Below are 17,516 nucleotides of genomic sequence, written 5' to 3'. Positions count from 1 at the left end.
ATATCGTATTATTTCGATATAAAGATCTCTGAGAGAAAACATGCGTACTCTAACCGATACAAAATTTTCAGTACTTGAACTCGCACCTGTTCGAGATGATAAAACCATCGAATTTTCACTCAAACATGCACTCCAGTTAGCACAGAAAGCAGAACAACTTGGCTATGAGCGTCTATGGTTAGCCGAACACCACAATATGGACGGCATCGCAAGTTCTGCAACTGCGGTTTTACTCGGTTATCTCTTAGCAAATACACAATCTATCAAGCTCGGTTCAGGCGGGATTATGTTGCCCAACCATGCACCTTTGGTTGTCGCTGAACAATTTGGCACACTTGAAACGTTATATCCTGGACGTATTGAACTCGGATTAGGTCGAGCACCAGGTACAGACCAAACCACCATGCGCGCACTACGCCGTGGCCGTCAGGAAACTGAAGATCAATTTCCACAAGATGTTCTTGAAATTTTGCAATACTTCAAAGCACCTGAACCTCACCAGCGCATCATTGCTACACCAGGACAAAATACACATGTTCCCGTATGGCTTCTAGGTTCTAGTTTATTCAGTGCACAACTCGCTGCACGTTTAGGTCTACCCTATTCTTTTGCTTCACATTTCGCACCACGCATGCTTGGACAAGCAATTCAGCTCTATCGTGAAAATTTCCAAGCATCCGAATATTTAGATCAACCTTATGTCTCTATGGGCGTACCAACGGTTGTTGCTGAAACAGATGAAGAAGCAGAATATCTAGCAACAAGTGCATATCAGCGAGTTTTAGGTTTAATGCGCGGTCAAAGTTTAAAACTCAAGGCTCCAGTCGACAGTATGCAAGGCTTATGGTCTGCTGCAGAAAAAATGTCTGTTGATAATTTCTACGCTATAGGACAAGTCGGTTCAAATGCAACCGTTCGAGCAGGTTTAGAAAACCTACTCACTAAATATGACGTTGATGAATTTATTTTCACCTGCGACATTTACGATACCGATAAGCGCATTGAAAATTTCGAACGTTTAATGCAAATCAAAAATGATCTAGCTTAAGACTCTAAGCTTGATGATTTAATCCAAGCGTTTGATCCGTCTAAAGCCAGAATTGCGATTACGTCTTTTGTGGCTCTTTTAGACGGATACAACCGAGAACAATGCTTTGGCTAACATTTACTAAAGCTACACTTAAAAACCATCATTGCCTCAACGAAATAATTGCTTTACTCATTTTTATTGCTGTATAAATATTAAACATACGCAAAACAAAGAGAAAAATAAGCAGATGAGCCAATATATTAATAAACCCACACCCGCATTTATCGCAGCAAGTTGGTGTGCCCTCATTTTAGGCGCTGTGGTGTTTTGCATAGGTTTATTCAATGCAAATATGATGTTGAATGAAAAAGGCTTTTATCTCATTTTATTGCTTTATGGATTATTTTCATCGGTTTCACTACAAAAAATCATTCGTGACCGTTTAGAAGGATTGCATGTCACTGCAATCTACTTTGGACTGTGCTGGGCATCCGTCATTATTTGCCTCGTACTTCTTGCCATTGGCTTATGGAATGCTGAACTGGCATTAAGTGAAAAAGGGTTTTACATGATGGCTTTCCTAATGAGTTTGTTTGGTGCAGTTGCTGTACAAAAAAATATTCGTGATATGGACTATTTACGTACACATACCGACCAACCCGAACTTAAGCATTCAACCCCGAGTCAGCTTGACTATAACTCATCAGATGATGAACCACTTTAAAACTCACAAAATTTATAGATCTCAAAAGCTGTTCATGCAGGTCGCTCATTGTTTTATCGATCTGCTTGAGCGGTTAATGAACTACAACGCATAAAAAAATCAGTTCACTCCTAGAAATGTATAAATGACAAGGGCCAAGCAAATCAATTCTAGACAAATTGTATGACTCATCAGACTGAAAAAACGCTTTACCCCGACTGGCCCATCACAGAATATATTCTTATCTAAGACTCAACTAAAAAAACAAAAGATAAGGAATAAATATGGCCAACAAGCAGGATGCAACCCACCATATTTTTAATAATCATCTAGAGGATTTTGAACACTTTCGTGGAACGATCATCAGTTCAGAACAGATCAAAGATTATGATTTTAAGAATCAAAAAATCGCCATTATTGGGATAGATCAGCATGTGGTCTCTGAATTGCACCATCTATGTCAGGTTGCAGATAACATCATGGTCTATCAAATCAAACCGCAATTTATCTTACCACGCACCGAACGTCTACTGAATAAATTAATCCAGCATCCACTGATTGCAAAAAATCGACGTTTATTTAGCAATCGTATTAAGAGTATTCTGGCGATTCGGTTTTTAGAAGATCAAGTACCGAATCATTGGTTAAGACATTTACTCAGTCCAAATACCGCAATTCAAAATAAAACTTTTCTAAAATCTGATCATTATTATGCTGCATTACAGCAGCCCAACTGCATCTTAAACACTTGGCCGATTGCTAAAATTCAGAGTAATTCAATCACGGCTTTAGATGAACATACGTTTGAGTGTGATGTCATTGTGCGCAGCGAATCTAACCAGCCTAAAGAAAAGTAATTACAATGAAATGATTTTCACATATCATTTACTATAATTTATCCGATTGATCAAAACTCACAACACCAAAAGCCATCTCTGGCGGCTTTTGGTAGCTCCCCTACTATATTGGATACTTTCATTCGATAAGGCTAAGGATTCTTAAAAATCCATAAATGAAAATAGCTTTAATCGTGCTACATGCTTTTTCAGCTCTCAGACTTAAATCATGCTTCCGACCTGCACCAGCAGCTACAGCGAGTTTATAGACGTGCAATTTTGAATAGTTATGATAATTCTTCATGAAAATTTTATTTCAAACTAATAAATTTTCAGTCGCTTAATTTTGTCTTACACAACTCTTTTAATCCCTAACTATAAGTTAGAAAATTTATACCGATGCTCATGTTCAGCCAACATTTACTTATGTTCTAATCTATATTCAATAGGAAAATAACAGCTAAAAATCCAATTTTAATATTACTTCATATCAGCTTTTAAAGCCTGAATGTTATCAATTTGAATATTTTTCACTCACATCAATTAAATAAATGGTGCCATTTCTTTATATTTAGCACCCAAAAGCAACTGTTTGATTATTTTTTATTCTATTTTTTGCCTATTTTTTTAGCAGTTAAATCAGTATTTTTTGAAAAGTTGATTAAATATTAAACCAAATCAGCTAAATCTTGTATCTACACAACTCATATCAAGTGGATTATTCAGGCTTAATTCATAGATAAAAATACAACAAAACACGAATTCTTTTAAAAGATTCATGCTGTCAATTTGGCGATATTTTATAAATTTTCATCCAAAGAAATTTATCGAATTGGTACACAAATGAATGCAAAAATTGCTTAAAATTTAAGTCTAAATATTGAGGAAAATTTTCATCAATATCTTAAATATTTATCATTCATTAAAAGTATGACAAACCAGAAATTAATACTATTTTTATATAATTTATACGGTAATTTATTATTATCAGAAGAGCCACCAAAGTGGCTCAATTTACACTTAACCAATGCGACGCTTCAGTCCGGTCATTTGTAAAACACGTGTTGAAATTTCTTCAATCGACATTTCAGACACGTTTAAGTATTTGATTCCCTCAGAAATATAAATACCTTCAATCGCACGTAGTTCCATTTGGCACTGACTAAAACTTGCATAACGACTATTGGCCTTACGCTCTGAACGAATTGCTACAAGGCGCTCTGCATCAATCATCAAGCCAAACAACTTATGTTTATGTTCACGTAAAACTGCAGGTAAACGATTGTCATCCAAATCTTCTTCTGTCAAAGGATAGTTCGCCACACGAATACCAAATTGCAAAGAGAGATAGATTGAAGTTGGTGTTTTACCCGAACGTGATACTCCAATTAAAATCAAATCTGCTTTATCATAATGACGAGTACGTGCCCCATCATCGTTATCTAAAGCAAAATGCACCGCATCAATACGTGCTTTATAAGACTCAGAATCTGTAACTGCATGGGTTTGACCGACTAAAGTCGTAGGAGCTGTACCCAACTCGTCCGACAATTTACTAATAAGCCCTTCAAAAACATCAAGATTTATCGCATTTGCAGTATTAATAATGTCACGTACATACGGGTCTACAAGGGTATCAAACACCAAAGGCTTTTGACCGTCTTGCTGCGCTCTAAGATTGATCTCTGCAACCACATTTGTAGCTGCTTCTTCAGAGGTAATATATGGAATAATATGAATGTCAAAATCTACATGAGGGAACTGGGCTAACAGTGAGTGTCCAAGTGTTTCTGCGGTAATCGCGGTACCATCCGAAACAAAGAAAACACTACGCTGAATCTGTTTACCTTCTGACATTAAAATTCTCCTCCAAAATTTGTCTTAGTGCTATATAATCTTTATAGTAAACCATCTTACATGACTGTCACTTAGTAAATTTAGAATGCTAAGTAATTTGTTATAATTTCATGCCAAGATAGTGATTAATACTGCAAAAGTGGAGTAACAACTTTGGAAGCGCGCGTAATTGGTCTAGAAAAATTAGGGAAACACGACGTAGAACTCGTGGGTGGTAAAAACTCATCATTAGGTGAAATGATCAGCCATCTAGCAAATGCTGGTGTATCTGTTCCTGGTGGTTTTGCTACTACAGCTCAAGCATATCGTGAATTCCTCGAGCAAAGTGGCCTAAACGCTAAAATTAACGCTGAACTTGCTGCACTCAATGTTGACGATGTAAATGCACTTGCTGAAACCGGTGCAAAAATCCGTCAATGGATTGTAGACACTCCGCTTACTGCTGAACTTGAAAAAGAAATTCGTGAGGCTTTCACAGCTCTTTCAAACGGCAACCCTGATATCGCGGTTGCCGTTCGCTCATCTGCAACAGCAGAAGACTTACCAGATGCTTCATTTGCTGGCCAACAAGAAACTTTCTTGAACATCCGTGGTATCGACAACGTCCTTATTGCGATTAAAGAAGTATTTGCTTCACTTTATAACGACCGCGCAATTTCTTACCGTGTACACCAAAACTTCGCACATGACGTCGTTGCGTTATCTGCAGGTGTTCAACGCATGGTTCGCTCTGAAACAGGTGCAGCTGGTGTAATGTTTACACTAGATACAGAATCTGGTTTCCGCGACGCAGTTTTCATCACAGCTTCTTATGGCTTGGGTGAAATGGTTGTACAAGGTGCAGTTAACCCTGACGAATTCTATGTATCTAAACCACTTTTAAATGCAGGCAAACACGCTGTATTACGTCGTAACCTTGGTTCTAAACACCAAAAAATGATTTATGGTGAAGAAGGCGCTGCTGGTAAATCAGTGGTTGTTGTAGACGTTGAAAAAGCAGATCGTCAACAATTCGCTTTAAATGACCACGAACTTCAAGAACTTGCTAAACAAGCATTGATCATTGAAAACCATTACGGTTCAGCAATGGACATCGAATGGGCGAAAGATGGCGATGATGGCCAAATCTATATCGTTCAAGCACGTCCTGAAACTGTGAAGAGCCGCCAAAACGTGGGCACAATGGAACGCTACCTTCTTAAACAAAAAGGTAATGTTATTTGTGAAGGTCGTTCAATCGGTCAACGTATTGGTTCTGGTCGCGTTCGTATCGTGACTTCGATCAAAGAAATGGACAAAGTTCAAGACGGCGACGTACTTGTATCTGACATGACTGACCCAGATTGGGAACCAGTAATGAAACGTGCAGCTGCGATTATCACTAACCGTGGTGGCCGTACTTGTCACGCTGCGATTATTGCACGTGAGCTTGGTGTTCCTGCAATCGTAGGTTGTGGTAATGCGACTGAAGTATTGACTGACGGTCAAGAAGTGACTGTTTCTTGTGCTGAAGGTGACACAGGCTTTATTTACGAAGGTGCTTTGGACTTTGAAATCCAACGTAATTCTATCGAATCTATGCCTAAACTTCCGTTCAAAATTATGATGAACGTAGGTAACCCTGACCGCGCATTTGACTTTGCTCAAATTCCTAACGAAGGTGTTGGTCTTGCTCGTCTTGAGTTCATCATCAACCGTATGATCGGCGTACATCCTAAAGCATTGCTTAATATTGACAGCCTACCACGTGAAACTCGTGCTGCTGTAATGTCACGTACTGCGGGTTATGCATCTCCTATCGAATTCTATGTTGAAAAACTAGTTGAAGGTATTTCTACACTTGCTGCAGCGTTTGCTGACAAACCAGTGATTGTTCGTATGTCTGACTTTAAGTCAAACGAATATGCAAACTTAATCGGTGGTAAGTTATACGAACCTGAAGAAGAAAACCCAATGCTTGGCTTCCGTGGTGCAAGCCGTTATGTGTCTGACAATTTCCGTGACTGCTTCGAACTTGAATGCCGCGCACTGAAAAAAGCACGTGACGAAATGGGCTTAACTAACATTCAAATCATGATTCCTTTCGTACGTACTGTTGCTGAAGCGAAACGTGTTATTGAATTGTTAGCGCTTAACGGTCTTAAACGTGGTGAAAACGGTCTTAAAGTGATCATGATGTGTGAACTTCCAACTAACGCATTATTGGCTGAACAGTTCCTTGAACACTTCGACGGTTTCTCTATCGGTTCTAACGACTTAACTCAGTTAACACTCGGTCTAGACCGTGACTCTGGTATCGTTTCTCACCTATTTGATGAACGTGATCCAGCCGTTAAAGCACTTCTTTCTATGGCAATCCATGCTTGTCGTAAAGCTGGCAAATACGTAGGTATTTGTGGTCAAGGCCCTTCAGATCACCCTGACCTAGCTAAATGGTTAATGGAACAAGGCATTGAGTCTGTTTCGCTTAATCCAGACTCAGTATTAGACACTTGGTTCTTCCTTTCTGAAGAAAAAGCTCAACAAGCTTAATAAACTGTGTTAAAAAAAGACCCACATGTGGGTCTTTTTTTTTATTTATACTTTTACAGACGTTTTTTGAGATTTTAGTTTTATGCAGATTTACTTGGCACGAAATAACCAACAAGCTGGTCCCTACACCTTAGAACAACTTAATCAAATGCTCGCGAGCCAACAAGTGTTACTCACGGACTTGGTTTGGCACCAAGGTATGACCGAATGGAAAGCTTTGGGTGAACTCACTCAAGGTCAGTTGGTTTATATGCCTGCAGGTTATATAGCACCGACAGCATTCGAATCAAATCAAACTACAACTACGCCATCAAATACCTACACACAACCTCAGGCTGTACAATTGCAAACTAGCCTAGCAAGTATTCCTAAACGTGTTTTGGCTAAGATCGTTGATTTACTGCTTTGGATACCGGCAACTTTTATCTTAACGGCATTTTTTAATCCAAGTGAAAAGACACAATTTACCAATCTAAATGAACAGTTTATGCAAGCTGTGATGACCCCAAATGCTGACCCTAATGTTTTACAAGCACTACAAACACAAATGGTTGAGATGTTTCCCAACCAAGCTTGGATTGCAATGTTTGCTTACCTCTTCATTATGCTTTTCATTCAAGCGTATTTGATTGCTAAATCTGGTCAAAGTATTGGTAAAAAAATCACCAAAATTAAAATCGTAGATGCCGAAACCAGCCAACCTGTAAACCTCATGCGTGGCTTCACTTTACGTAGTGTTTTATTTATTTTTCTGAACTTTTTATCGATGCCTTTAAGCGCAATCATTGATTCCGTTTTTATTTTCGGCAAAAAGCGTCAAACTTTGCATGACAAGTTAGCAAAAACCAAGGTAATAAACCAATAACTTTCACTTTTATTGAGGGATGAATTTCTCATCCCTTTTTTGTGCATTACATTGAAATTAAAATAAAATTCAGATGAAAAAAACACAATCCCGACCAACAAAATAGGGTTTTAATACAGTCATTTAAAGCATCTTTATGTATAGCTTAGTTTGCCGATATCAGGCATAATGCCCTACAACGTAGCGGTGTCACATCATTGTGAACTTTTTTTCATATCTGAAAAATCACAATCATGCGACACTTTATTCGCTATCCCAATTTTAAAAATTAGGGAATGGGACTCTTCACCGAGGTTGTAAAATGAGACAAACAATTTTAGCTGTATTGTCTTTATCTGCGATCGCTGCACTCTTAACTGGGTGTGGTGGTGATATGGTACTTCTAAACTCAAAAGGTCCAGTTGCTGAAGGTCAGTCAAACCTCATGCTTACTGCGATCTACCTAATGTTGTTGGTAGTTATTCCATCAGCACTTATGGCTCTTTGGTTTGGTTGGAAATATCGCGCGTCAAATAAAGATGCAGACTATGCACCTACTTGGGCACACTCGACTGCAATTGAAGTTGTAGTTTGGGGTATTCCCGTAATTATTATCGCTATTTTAGCTTGGTTAACTTGGTGGGGTTCCCACAAGTATGACCCTTACCGTCCACTCGAGTCAGATAAAGCTCCTTTAACTGTTCAAGTTATTGCTGAACAATTTAAATGGATCTTCATCTACCCTGAACAAGGCATCGCGACTGTAAACGAGATCCGCTTCCCTGAGAAAACTCCTGTAAGCCTTCGTTTAACATCTAACTTCACAATGAACTCATTTTTCATTCCGGCGTTAGGTGGTCAGATTTATGCTATGGCAGGTATGCAAACTCACTTGAACTTATTAGCTGATGAAACTAGTCCTGCTGAAGGCTTCAGTGGTTTCTCTTCTAACTATTCAGGTTATGGCTTCTCACAAATGCGCTTCCGTGCACATTCTGTGACTGATGCTCAGTTTGCTGAATGGGTTTCTGCTGTTAAAGCTGGTAATGGTTCTTCAGTTAATCCTGAAGCGGTTCAAAAAACTGTTTTAGACCAAGCTGAATTTGCAACCTTACGTGACGGCAACCGTTCTAAACACCAGATCGAAGTTTTAGTTGCCAAAGCAACTACTCCTGAAGAGAAGGCTCTAGCTGAAGCAATGAAGCCTTACCCTACTAAGCCACACCCAGTGACTTACTATTCTTCAGTTGAACCTAAATTGTTCGAATCAGTGATTAACAAATACATGAGCAACTACCACGGTGCTGATCATACAGCTACTGTTGGACACGAAGCTGCTGCTTCTGAAGCTCATGCAGGCGTTGAACATGCGACTGTTGCAGGGGAATAAGACATGAGCTTATTAGGTAAGTTAGGACCAGATGCAATTCCACACGACCCAATCGTGTTGGTTACTGTTGCAATGATGATCCTTGGCGGTATCGCAATTGTTGCTGGTATCACCTACTTTAAAAAATGGGGCTACTTGTGGAACGAATGGTTCACATCTGTAGACCATAAAAAAATTGGTATCATGTATATCCTCGTGTCAATTGTCATGCTTGTGCGTGGTTTTGCCGATGCGATTATGATGCGTCTTCAACTGTTCCTTGCAAAAGGTGGCGGTGAAGGTTACTTACACCCAGAACACTATGACCAGATCTTTACTGCCCATGGCGTAATCATGATCTTCTTCGTAGCAATGGGTCTAGTTGTTGGCTTAATGAACGTTGCTGTACCACTTCAAATTGGTGCACGTGACGTAGCATTCCCATTATTAAACTCTCTTAGCTTCTGGTTATTCGCCGGCGCTGCGGGCTTGATGATGGCTTCTCTTGCAATTGGTGAATTCGCTGCAACAGGTTGGATGGCTTACCCTCCACTTTCTGGCATCGAATACTCTCCAGGTGTAGGTGTAGACTACTATATCTGGGCACTTCAGGTTTCTGGTCTAGGTACGCTTCTTACTGGTGTTAACTTCTTCGTTACCATCATCAAAATGCGTGCGCCTGGCATGAAACTTATGGACATGCCTATTTTCACTTGGACTGCATTAGTTACTGTAGTGCTTATCGTTGCAACATTCCCAGTTTTGACTGCGACTATTGCAATGCTTTCACTTGACCGTTACTTCGGCTTCCATTTCTTTACAAATGACATGGGTGGTAGCCCAATGTTGTATGTAAACTTGATTTGGACTTGGGGTCACCCGGAAGTTTACATCTTGGTATTACCAGCTTTTGGTATTTACTCAGAAGTTACTGCTGTGTTCTCACGCAAAGCGTTGTTCGGCTACAAATCTATGGTGTACGCAACTGTAGCAATTGGTGTTCTTTCACTAGTTGTATGGGTTCACCACTTCTTTACAATGGGTGCTGGTGCCAACGTTAACGCGTTCTTCGGTATCATGACCATGATCATTGCGATCCCTACTGGTGTGAAAATCTTCTCTTGGTTATTCACCATGTACAAGGGCCGCATCACCTATACAACTCCAATGCTTTGGACACTTGGCTTCCTTGTGACTTTCGGTATTGGTGGTTTAACAGGCGTATTAATGGCAGTTCCACCAGCGGACTTCTTAGTACACAACTCTTTATTCCTTATCGCTCACTTCCATAACGTAATTATTGGTGGTGTAGTGTTCGCGATGTTCGCGGGTATCATTTTCTACTGGCCAAAAATGTTTGGTTGGAAATTGAATGAAACTTGGGGTAAAGCAGCGTTCTGGTTCTGGTTCTTCGGTTTCTACTTTGCATTCATGCCACTTTATATCCTTGGTTTCATGGGTATGACTCGTCGTTTGAATACATATGACAACCCTGAATGGGATCCGTACTTAGCGATCGCTTTATTTGGTTCTGTATTGGTTGCTATCGGTATCTTCTGTTTTGTTATGCAAATCGTTGTTGGTTTCCTTCAACGCAAAGACAACATGGACGTTACTGGCGATATCTGGGATGGTCGTACTCTTGAGTGGGCTACTTCATCTCCTTCACCATTCTATAACTTTGCTTATCTTCCAAAGATCAATGGTATTGATACTTTCTGGACTGACAAAGAAAATGGTGTTGCTTACGCTAAGCCAACTACATACGAAGACATCCATATGCCTACAAACCGTGCGGCAGGTTTCGTAATTGCAATGTTTATTACAGTTATGGGCTTCGCATTAATCTGGCATATCTGGTGGTTAGTCGTTGTAACTTTCATTGCTTCAATTATCAGCTTCATCGTTTCTTCTTTCACTAAGAAAGTTGACTACTATGTTCCAGCTGCAGAAGTTGAACGTATTGAAAATGAACGCTACGCGCTTCTTGAAAAACATTTGAAGAAGGACTAAGACAATGGCTGAAGTACTTCATCACGACAACCACGGACATGACGAACATCATCATCACGATGATACTGACATCACTGTCTTTGGTTTCTGGACTTACTTGATGAGTGACTTGGTTCTTTTCGGGACACTCTTCATCGCGTTCGCTGTATTAAGTAGCCACGTTCCAGTGGGTACGCCAAGTGCACAAGAGCTGTTTGGTGAATCTTTAGGTTTCGTTTTAACTGAAACTTTCGCCCTTCTTATCTCTTCTGTAACTTTTGGTTTTGCTGTTCTTGCAGCATACAAGAAAAATGTTGGTCAAGTTTTAACTTGGTTAGCAGTTACTTGGGTATTTGGTGCAGCCTTCATTGGCATGGAACTTTATGAGTTCAATCATTTAGTTCATGCTGGTCATGGCCCAAGCACAAGTGCGTTCTTATCTGCGTTCTTTACTTTAGTTGGTACGCACGGTATTCACGTAACTTCTGGTTTGGTATGGATGCTTGTGTTGATGTTCCAAATCAAGAAATATGGTTTGACACTTCCAAACACTCGTCGTCTTGCTTGCCTAAGCTTGTTCTGGCACTTCCTTGACATCGTTTGGATCTGCGTATTCAGCGTTGTTTACTTGATGGGAGTTATCTAATGAGTCACGATCATAACTCTGCTGGTGCAGCTCACGGTAACGTTAAACAATATACAATCGGTTTTATCCTTTCTGTTCTACTTACCGTAATTCCATTCGGAATGGTAATGGCAGGTGGTTTTAGCCGCGGTCTATTGGTTGCCGTAATCGCGATTACTGCGGTTGCTCAGGTTCTTATTCAGTTAGTTTACTTCCTGCATATGAACTCTTCTTCAGAGCAACGCTGGAACGTGATTGCATTTGTTTATACAATCCTCACAATTGCTATCCTTTTAGTAGGTTCTGTGTGGATTATGAACTACCTTCACTTCAACATGATGATCTAAACTGGTCGTCATGCTGAAAAAGTATTTATTCCTGACTAAACCAGGAATTCTCTTTGGTAACTTTGTTACCGCTTTGGGTGGCTACTTTGTAGCTGCCCAAGGTTCTGTAGATTTCCTTCTGTTGCTTCTTACCCTCTTAGGCACCCTCTTTGTGGTCGCTTCTGGATGTGTTGTCAATAACGTTATTGACCAAGACATCGACTCAAAAATGCAACGCACACAAAATCGTGCGATGGTTAAAAAATCAATCTCGATTCCTGTTGCTTTAGTTTTTGCTTTAGTTTTAGGTGTATTTGGTTTTAGCATTTTATGGTTCTGGGTAAATGCTTACGCTTTTCTTTTTGCTGTTATTGGTTTTGTCGTATACGTTGGTTTTTATAGCTTATGGACAAAACGAACAACAATCCATCAAACCATTATCGGCAGTCTTTCTGGCGCAGCGCCACCTGTAATCGGGTATACGGCTGTTGCAAACCAGTTTGATTTAGGTGCATTACTGATTTTTATTGGTTATGCATTTTGGCAAATGCCTCATTCTTGGGGAATTGCAGTTTACCGATTTGATGACTACAAAAATGCAGGTATTCCAATTTTACCTGTAGCACGTTCAATTCATCGAACCAAGGTTGAATCTTTGGTTTACGTGATTTTGTTCTGCATCACCATGAACGGTTTATTCTTTTTTGGTTATGCGAATTGGATTTATATGATTGTCCTAAATGCCTTAAGTCTGTATTGGATTTATTTAACCATTCAAGGATTCAAAGCTGAAGATGATCAAATTTGGGCAAAACAATATTTCATGTTTTCAGTCAAATTGATCACAGTGATTAGTTTAATTTTTAGTTTTACTTCCACTGCTCCTCTAAAGCCAATTGTATTTTTTTAAAAAAGATAGAGTTTTACTCTATCTTTTTTATTTATGAATAGCTTCAAACCCTAAGCCCAACTTGATACCATTGCACACACAACTATAATTAACTGTGCCTTATGTCATATCAAAAAAAATTTATTCACTCTGCCCTTTTAACATCGAGTATTCCATTCGGTATTTTCTTTAGTATGCAAAGTCATGCAGGCATGGATATTTATTGTGAACCGTCGACACTTATTCAAACCAATGCTTATACCGCATGCGATGAACTCCCTGCGCTCACACCTGCAAATGACAATCAAACCAACATGCTGCTGTTGCTTAGCGATTTAGGTTTTGCCAAATTTAATATTCATGAAGATAAATCCACACTTTGGCGAACTAGCTACAGCAAAGTTCCATTTGAAGTTTCCAGTATCATGAGCACTAGCAGCAATAAACTGCCGAATGCACGTAAACCTTTAAAAACACCTGATCTAAGTTTTAACGAACATTGCAACAGCATTCAAAATGGCGCACAAGCCTTTATTGAACAAGTCAAAAAGAACAGTAAGCTTTCAAGTAGTGAAAAAGACACCCTGATTCGCGAACGTCAGAAAATTAATGATTGCGACAATAAACTAACTTTGCTAAGCGTAAATCCAAATTGGTCAGTATCTGCACGCCAATATGCATCGTATTTAAACGCCACAATTTCGTTTTACAATGCTAACTTTTCCACAGCGACTAAGATTTATTCAGTATTAACTAATGTGGATCAACCTTGGCTGAAAGAAACATCACAATATATGTTGATTCGAAGTGCTTTAAATGAGGCTTATCAAAGTGGTTTAGGTGAATATGGCGATTTAGATCATGACAAACTCAATCAAAGTTTATTAACCAATTTTTTCAATAATATCACCCAGTACTTTAAGCTCTATCCCCAAGGTCAATATGCCGCAAGTGCACGCGGTTTATTAAGACGTGGATTTTGGCTCAGTGGAAAACATGATTTACTGATTAATGAATACGTATGGCAAATCAATAATCCTAAATCCAGCGTTTATAACTTAGAGCTGCCCAATCTACCCTATGAATTAGATCGTCATGTATTTCAAAGTAAGCGTCTGAATGTCAAAAATTTGAAAGATCCGTTTTTCCTCACTATCTATGATCTGATGCACATGCGGAAAATACAAAGTTCCGATGATATTGTCATTTCCTGGGCTGAACTAAACGCACAAAAAAATTATTTTAAAGACGCGCCAGAACTGTTCCAGTATTTGCAGGCAAATCACTTATTTTATGTGCAAAACAAAGCACAAGAAGCACTCAAATATCTACCACAACGAGCACCGAGCAGCATCAACAGTTACCTACAGTTGAGCCAGCTACTACTTAAAGGCCGTATTCTGGAAGCTAGTGGACAAAATCACGCCACTCAACAATATTGGGAAAACCTACTTTCCATCAGCAAAACTGCCGAACAACGTGGATTGGCTGAACTTATGCTCTATCGCCACTATGCTCAACAGCAAAGTACCGCACAATTTATTGGTTCATCTGCCAAAATCAAACAAGCATATCTACAGCAACAATATTTAGTTGAAGTTGCAAATGAACAAAGCTTAGTGAGTGTTGTGAAAAATAATGCAGCGACTCAGGATCAAAAAAATGTAGCACTTTATACCTTACTGAACAAATCACTGGCTTATCAAAATTTTGATTTATTTAATCAAGCCTATACCGAATTACCAACTAATGCAGCCCAGTTTAATAGTGAGCAAAATACTGCGGAGAAATATCGCTATCAACCACCATTTGCCAATTTCTTATGGAAAGGCATCACTGTCAGCAATTCAATAAAATGCCCTGACTTAGCGACATTGACCAAGCAATTACAAGCAAATCCGAAAGACCTGAGCCTGCAATTGTGTTTAGGTGAGTATGCGCGTAGTTCACAAGCCTACAGCATGGTCGATCTCAGCTATCAGTCAGATGATTCGCCACAAAGTTTTAAAGGTCGATATTTTGCACGCGGTGATGTATATAAAAATATTATTAAAACTGGAACCAAATCTGAATTAACCGCTTATGCGCTCTATCGCGCTATTCAATGTTATGCACCAAGTGGTAATAATGAATGCCAAGACAAAGATGTGAGTAAGTCTGTACGCAAACAATGGTTTGATCAAATCAAACGGGATTATCCTGAAACAAGTTGGGCTAAATCCTTAAAATATTATTGGTAATTTTCAATGCTTTTACAGGTGATGAGGCGGGTAAATACATTAGAACTTTTGTTCATATTGAGCATTGTTTTGTGTTCCGCTTGTTCACCTGCCCAATCTGGAAATACACAACAAGCTCACACCGAAATACAGCAACGTGTTAATGCAGCACATTATTCAAGTTTTTGGATTTGGGGCAATATTTCTAGTAGCCCCTACTTACAGCAAGCCACGGAGCTCTATATTTTACAAGGTGAAATGAATTGGAATAAACCGTTAAAGCAATCCGAGTTTATCCCACAAGGTATTCAAGTCCTCCATAAACCACAGCAGAAAATTTGGATTGTAATCCGTAGCCATCATTTACAATGGTCAAATAACAATATTCAGCAAATTTTGCAGCGGCTTAAAAATTGGGAAAAAAATGGCAATCAGATTCAAGGCTTACAAATTGATTTTGATGCAAAGACACAAAATATCCATCGATATGCGGTATTCCTTGAAAAGATACGAAAGAAAATGCCTCAAAAATATCGTTTAAGCATTACGGGTTTAATGGATTGGACCAATGTTCAGGATCAGCAAACCTTAAAATTACTTGCTCAAAATATTGATGAGATTGCTATACAGACCTATCAAGGCAGCCACACCATTAAAAACTATACGCTTTATTTAAATAAAGTCTCAGAATTAAAACTCCCCTATAAAATTGGTCTTGTACAAAACGGGCTTTGGCAAGCACCTGCACATTTAGCGCAAGATCCTTATTTTAAAGGTTATGTGGTATTTTTATTGCGCAGTGAAAAACCGAATTAAACCATAAATAATTCAAGCATTTTAAATCCATGCCTTGTATTTCAAACCTAAACGCTCTAAAATTCACGCTTCGCAAACTTTGCGACACAACTTTGGTTGTGACTCCTTGCTTCAATCAATTAATGATTGGGGCTGCCTAAACCGTAAGGAGCTGACAATGCGTCACTACGAAATCGTACTATTGGTACATCCAGACCAAAGCGATCAAGTTGTGGGTATGGTAGAACGTTACCTAACTCACATCAAAGAAGCTGAAGGTCAAATCCACCGTCTTGAAGACTGGGGCCGTCGTCAATTGGCTTACCCAATCAACAAGATCCACAAAGCTCACTACATTCTTATGAATGTTGAGTGTGGTCAAACTACTCTTGATGAGCTAGAAGAATTGTTCCGTTATAACGATGCAATCATTCGTAGCCTTATCATCCGTCGTGAAAACGCTATCACTGAAGAGTCACTATTGGCTAAGAGTGCTGAAGAAAAACGTGCGCGTAAAGCTCAACGTGAAGAAGCACAACAAGCTCAAGACTCTGCTGAAGCATAAGGAGAACATAACATGGCACGTTTTTACCGTCGTCGCAAGTTCTGCCGCTTTACAGCTGAGAACGTTACGTACATCGACTACAAAGATATCGACACTTTAAAACAGTACATCACTGAAAACGGCAAGATTGTTCCTAGCCGTATTACAGGTACTAAAGCTCGTTACCAACGTCAATTAGCGCTTGCTATCAAACAAGCTCGCTACTTGTCTTTGATCCCTTACACTGACAATCATAAGTGAGGTTGAGCTGTGGATATTATCTTATTACAACGCATTAAAAACCTTGGTAAATTAGGCGATAAAGTTTCAGTTAAAGCTGGTTACGGCCGTAACTTCCTTATCCCTCAAGGTAAAGCAGTTGCTGCTACTGAAGCTAACACTGCTGCATTTGAAGCTCGTCGTGCTGAACTTGAGAAACAAGAAGCTGAAGTATTAGCTGCTGCTCAAGCACGTGCTGACCAATTGAACGAAGTTAACATCGTGATCACTGCTAAAGCTGGTGACGAAGGTAAACTATTCGGTTCTATCGGTACTCGTGACATCGCTGACGCGTTAACTAATGCTGGTCTTGTTGTAGACCGCGCAGAAGTTCGTTTACCAAATGGTGCGCTTCGCAACACTGGTGAATTCAACATCGCAATCCAATTGCATCATGATGTTGTTGCAGAAGTTCTAGTTACTATCGTAGCTGAGTAATTTCTTGCAAAGAAAAGAGCATGCTTACGCATGCTCTTTTTTTATCTGTAAAAAATAGTGCTCCAACTTTTTTATATTTTTAACTCTTCATTCAATTCAATGTATGACGAATTAATCGGAAATACTTGTTCGCATTTCTGTAGAAAACGCCTATCATTTCAGTTCAATGAAGAGTTGAAAAAACTGTAATTAGCACCCATTTCCATCACATTAAATGGTTTCAGCATCAGGGATTTTT

Annotated in this window: 16 protein-coding genes; 15 read left to right on the top strand and 1 reads right to left on the bottom strand. The window is 39.3% G+C overall.

Features of this window, described 5'->3' with window-relative positions:
• Positions 1-40: 40 nt before the first annotated feature.
• The 3 genes from G0029_RS06305 (at position 41) to G0029_RS06295 (ending at position 2,590) form a co-directional block, all read left to right on the top strand.
• Positions 41-1,048 carry an LLM class flavin-dependent oxidoreductase gene (locus tag G0029_RS06305; protein ID WP_180107471.1) on the top strand — a complete coding sequence of 336 codons (1,008 nt, stop codon included), beginning with the start codon at positions 41-43 and terminating at the stop codon, positions 1,046-1,048.
• 229 nt (positions 1,049-1,277) lie between these two features.
• Positions 1,278-1,754 (top strand): inner membrane protein YiaA, encoded by a 477-nt coding sequence (yiaA, locus tag G0029_RS06300; RefSeq protein ID WP_180110139.1) that lies wholly within the window; start codon positions 1,278-1,280, stop codon positions 1,752-1,754.
• 263 nt (positions 1,755-2,017) lie between these two features.
• Positions 2,018-2,590 (top strand): flavoprotein, encoded by a 573-nt coding sequence (locus G0029_RS06295; protein WP_180107472.1) that lies wholly within the window; start codon positions 2,018-2,020, stop codon positions 2,588-2,590.
• Between the two features lie 999 nt (positions 2,591-3,589).
• On the opposite strand, the gene G0029_RS06290 is transcribed toward G0029_RS06295, so the two are convergent.
• Entirely contained in the window at positions 3,590-4,426 is an 837-nt protein-coding gene (locus tag G0029_RS06290; protein ID WP_078193964.1) for a pyruvate, water dikinase regulatory protein, read from the bottom strand.
• A 153-nt stretch (positions 4,427-4,579) separates the two neighbouring features.
• Here G0029_RS06290 and ppsA point away from each other — a divergent pair, with 153 nt between their 5' ends.
• From ppsA to rplI, 12 genes are all read left to right on the top strand, one after another.
• On the top strand, positions 4,580-6,958 hold the full coding sequence (gene ppsA / locus G0029_RS06285) for a phosphoenolpyruvate synthase (RefSeq protein ID WP_180107473.1): 2,379 nt from the start codon (positions 4,580-4,582) through the stop codon (positions 6,956-6,958).
• An 82-nt stretch (positions 6,959-7,040) separates the two neighbouring features.
• On the top strand, positions 7,041-7,823 hold the full coding sequence (locus G0029_RS06280; protein ID WP_180110140.1) for an RDD family protein: 783 nt from the start codon (positions 7,041-7,043) through the stop codon (positions 7,821-7,823).
• Positions 7,824-8,124: 301 nt separating this feature from the next.
• Complete coding sequence (cyoA, locus tag G0029_RS06275) at positions 8,125-9,192, top strand: ubiquinol oxidase subunit II (RefSeq protein WP_180110141.1); 1,068 nt, start codon at positions 8,125-8,127, stop codon at positions 9,190-9,192.
• 3 nt (positions 9,193-9,195) lie between these two features.
• A complete protein-coding gene (cyoB, locus tag G0029_RS06270) occupies positions 9,196-11,184 on the top strand; it encodes a cytochrome o ubiquinol oxidase subunit I (protein WP_078193968.1) in 1,989 nt (662 codons plus the stop codon).
• A 4-nt stretch (positions 11,185-11,188) separates the two neighbouring features.
• Entirely contained in the window at positions 11,189-11,809 is a 621-nt protein-coding gene (gene cyoC, locus G0029_RS06265) for a cytochrome o ubiquinol oxidase subunit III (RefSeq protein WP_078188581.1), read from the top strand.
• Positions 11,809-12,135: a cytochrome o ubiquinol oxidase subunit IV gene (locus G0029_RS06260; RefSeq protein ID WP_078188582.1), complete on the top strand. Its 327-nt coding sequence runs from the start codon at positions 11,809-11,811 to the stop codon at positions 12,133-12,135. Before cyoC ends, G0029_RS06260 begins: the two co-directional genes overlap by 1 nt.
• 10 nt (positions 12,136-12,145) lie before the next feature.
• Positions 12,146-13,024 (top strand): heme o synthase, encoded by an 879-nt coding sequence (gene cyoE, locus G0029_RS06255; protein WP_180107476.1) that lies wholly within the window; start codon positions 12,146-12,148, stop codon positions 13,022-13,024.
• Positions 13,025-13,125: 101 nt separating this feature from the next.
• Complete coding sequence (locus G0029_RS06250) at positions 13,126-15,243, top strand: hypothetical protein (protein ID WP_180107477.1); 2,118 nt, start codon at positions 13,126-13,128, stop codon at positions 15,241-15,243.
• 6 nt (positions 15,244-15,249) lie between these two features.
• Positions 15,250-16,038 (top strand): DUF3142 domain-containing protein, encoded by a 789-nt coding sequence (locus G0029_RS06245; RefSeq protein WP_180107478.1) that lies wholly within the window; start codon positions 15,250-15,252, stop codon positions 16,036-16,038.
• 157 nt (positions 16,039-16,195) lie between these two features.
• Positions 16,196-16,582: a 30S ribosomal protein S6 gene (gene rpsF, locus G0029_RS06240; RefSeq protein ID WP_004696436.1), complete on the top strand. Its 387-nt coding sequence runs from the start codon at positions 16,196-16,198 to the stop codon at positions 16,580-16,582.
• 12 nt (positions 16,583-16,594) lie between these two features.
• A complete protein-coding gene (rpsR, locus tag G0029_RS06235; protein ID WP_004278792.1) occupies positions 16,595-16,822 on the top strand; it encodes a 30S ribosomal protein S18 in 228 nt (75 codons plus the stop codon).
• A gap of 9 nt (positions 16,823-16,831) precedes the next feature.
• Complete coding sequence (gene rplI, locus G0029_RS06230; RefSeq protein ID WP_078188585.1) at positions 16,832-17,278, top strand: 50S ribosomal protein L9; 447 nt, start codon at positions 16,832-16,834, stop codon at positions 17,276-17,278.
• Positions 17,279-17,516: the final 238 nt, after the last annotated feature.

It is taken from the genome of Acinetobacter sp. YH12138 (assembly GCF_015218525.1).
GTDB classification, from domain to species: Bacteria; Pseudomonadota; Gammaproteobacteria; order Pseudomonadales; family Moraxellaceae; genus Acinetobacter; species Acinetobacter amyesii.
This window is presented reverse-complemented; position numbering and strand designations above follow the sequence as displayed.

What these genes read in the sequence shown, in the direction of transcription:
- rpsF (WP_004696436.1), top strand. Translation starts at nt 16,196, where the DNA reads ATGCGTCACTACGAAATCGTACTATTGGTACATCCAGACCAAAGCGAT.
- G0029_RS06245 (WP_180107478.1), top strand. Translation starts at nt 15,250, where the DNA reads ATGCTTTTACAGGTGATGAGGCGGGTAAATACATTAGAACTTTTGTTC.
- G0029_RS06295 (WP_180107472.1), top strand. Translation starts at nt 2,018, where the DNA reads ATGGCCAACAAGCAGGATGCAACCCACCATATTTTTAATAATCATCTA.
- rpsR (WP_004278792.1), top strand. Translation starts at nt 16,595, where the DNA reads ATGGCACGTTTTTACCGTCGTCGCAAGTTCTGCCGCTTTACAGCTGAG.
- G0029_RS06260 (WP_078188582.1), top strand. Translation starts at nt 11,809, where the DNA reads ATGAGTCACGATCATAACTCTGCTGGTGCAGCTCACGGTAACGTTAAA.
- G0029_RS06250 (WP_180107477.1), top strand. Translation starts at nt 13,126, where the DNA reads ATGTCATATCAAAAAAAATTTATTCACTCTGCCCTTTTAACATCGAGT.
- cyoE (WP_180107476.1), top strand. Translation starts at nt 12,146, where the DNA reads ATGCTGAAAAAGTATTTATTCCTGACTAAACCAGGAATTCTCTTTGGT.
- cyoB (WP_078193968.1), top strand. Translation starts at nt 9,196, where the DNA reads ATGAGCTTATTAGGTAAGTTAGGACCAGATGCAATTCCACACGACCCA.
- yiaA (WP_180110139.1), top strand. Translation starts at nt 1,278, where the DNA reads ATGAGCCAATATATTAATAAACCCACACCCGCATTTATCGCAGCAAGT.
- G0029_RS06280 (WP_180110140.1), top strand. Translation starts at nt 7,041, where the DNA reads ATGCAGATTTACTTGGCACGAAATAACCAACAAGCTGGTCCCTACACC.
- cyoC (WP_078188581.1), top strand. Translation starts at nt 11,189, where the DNA reads ATGGCTGAAGTACTTCATCACGACAACCACGGACATGACGAACATCAT.
- G0029_RS06305 (WP_180107471.1), top strand. Translation starts at nt 41, where the DNA reads ATGCGTACTCTAACCGATACAAAATTTTCAGTACTTGAACTCGCACCT.
- cyoA (WP_180110141.1), top strand. Translation starts at nt 8,125, where the DNA reads ATGAGACAAACAATTTTAGCTGTATTGTCTTTATCTGCGATCGCTGCA.
- G0029_RS06290 (WP_078193964.1), bottom strand. Translation starts at nt 4,426, where the DNA reads ATGTCAGAAGGTAAACAGATTCAGCGTAGTGTTTTCTTTGTTTCGGAT.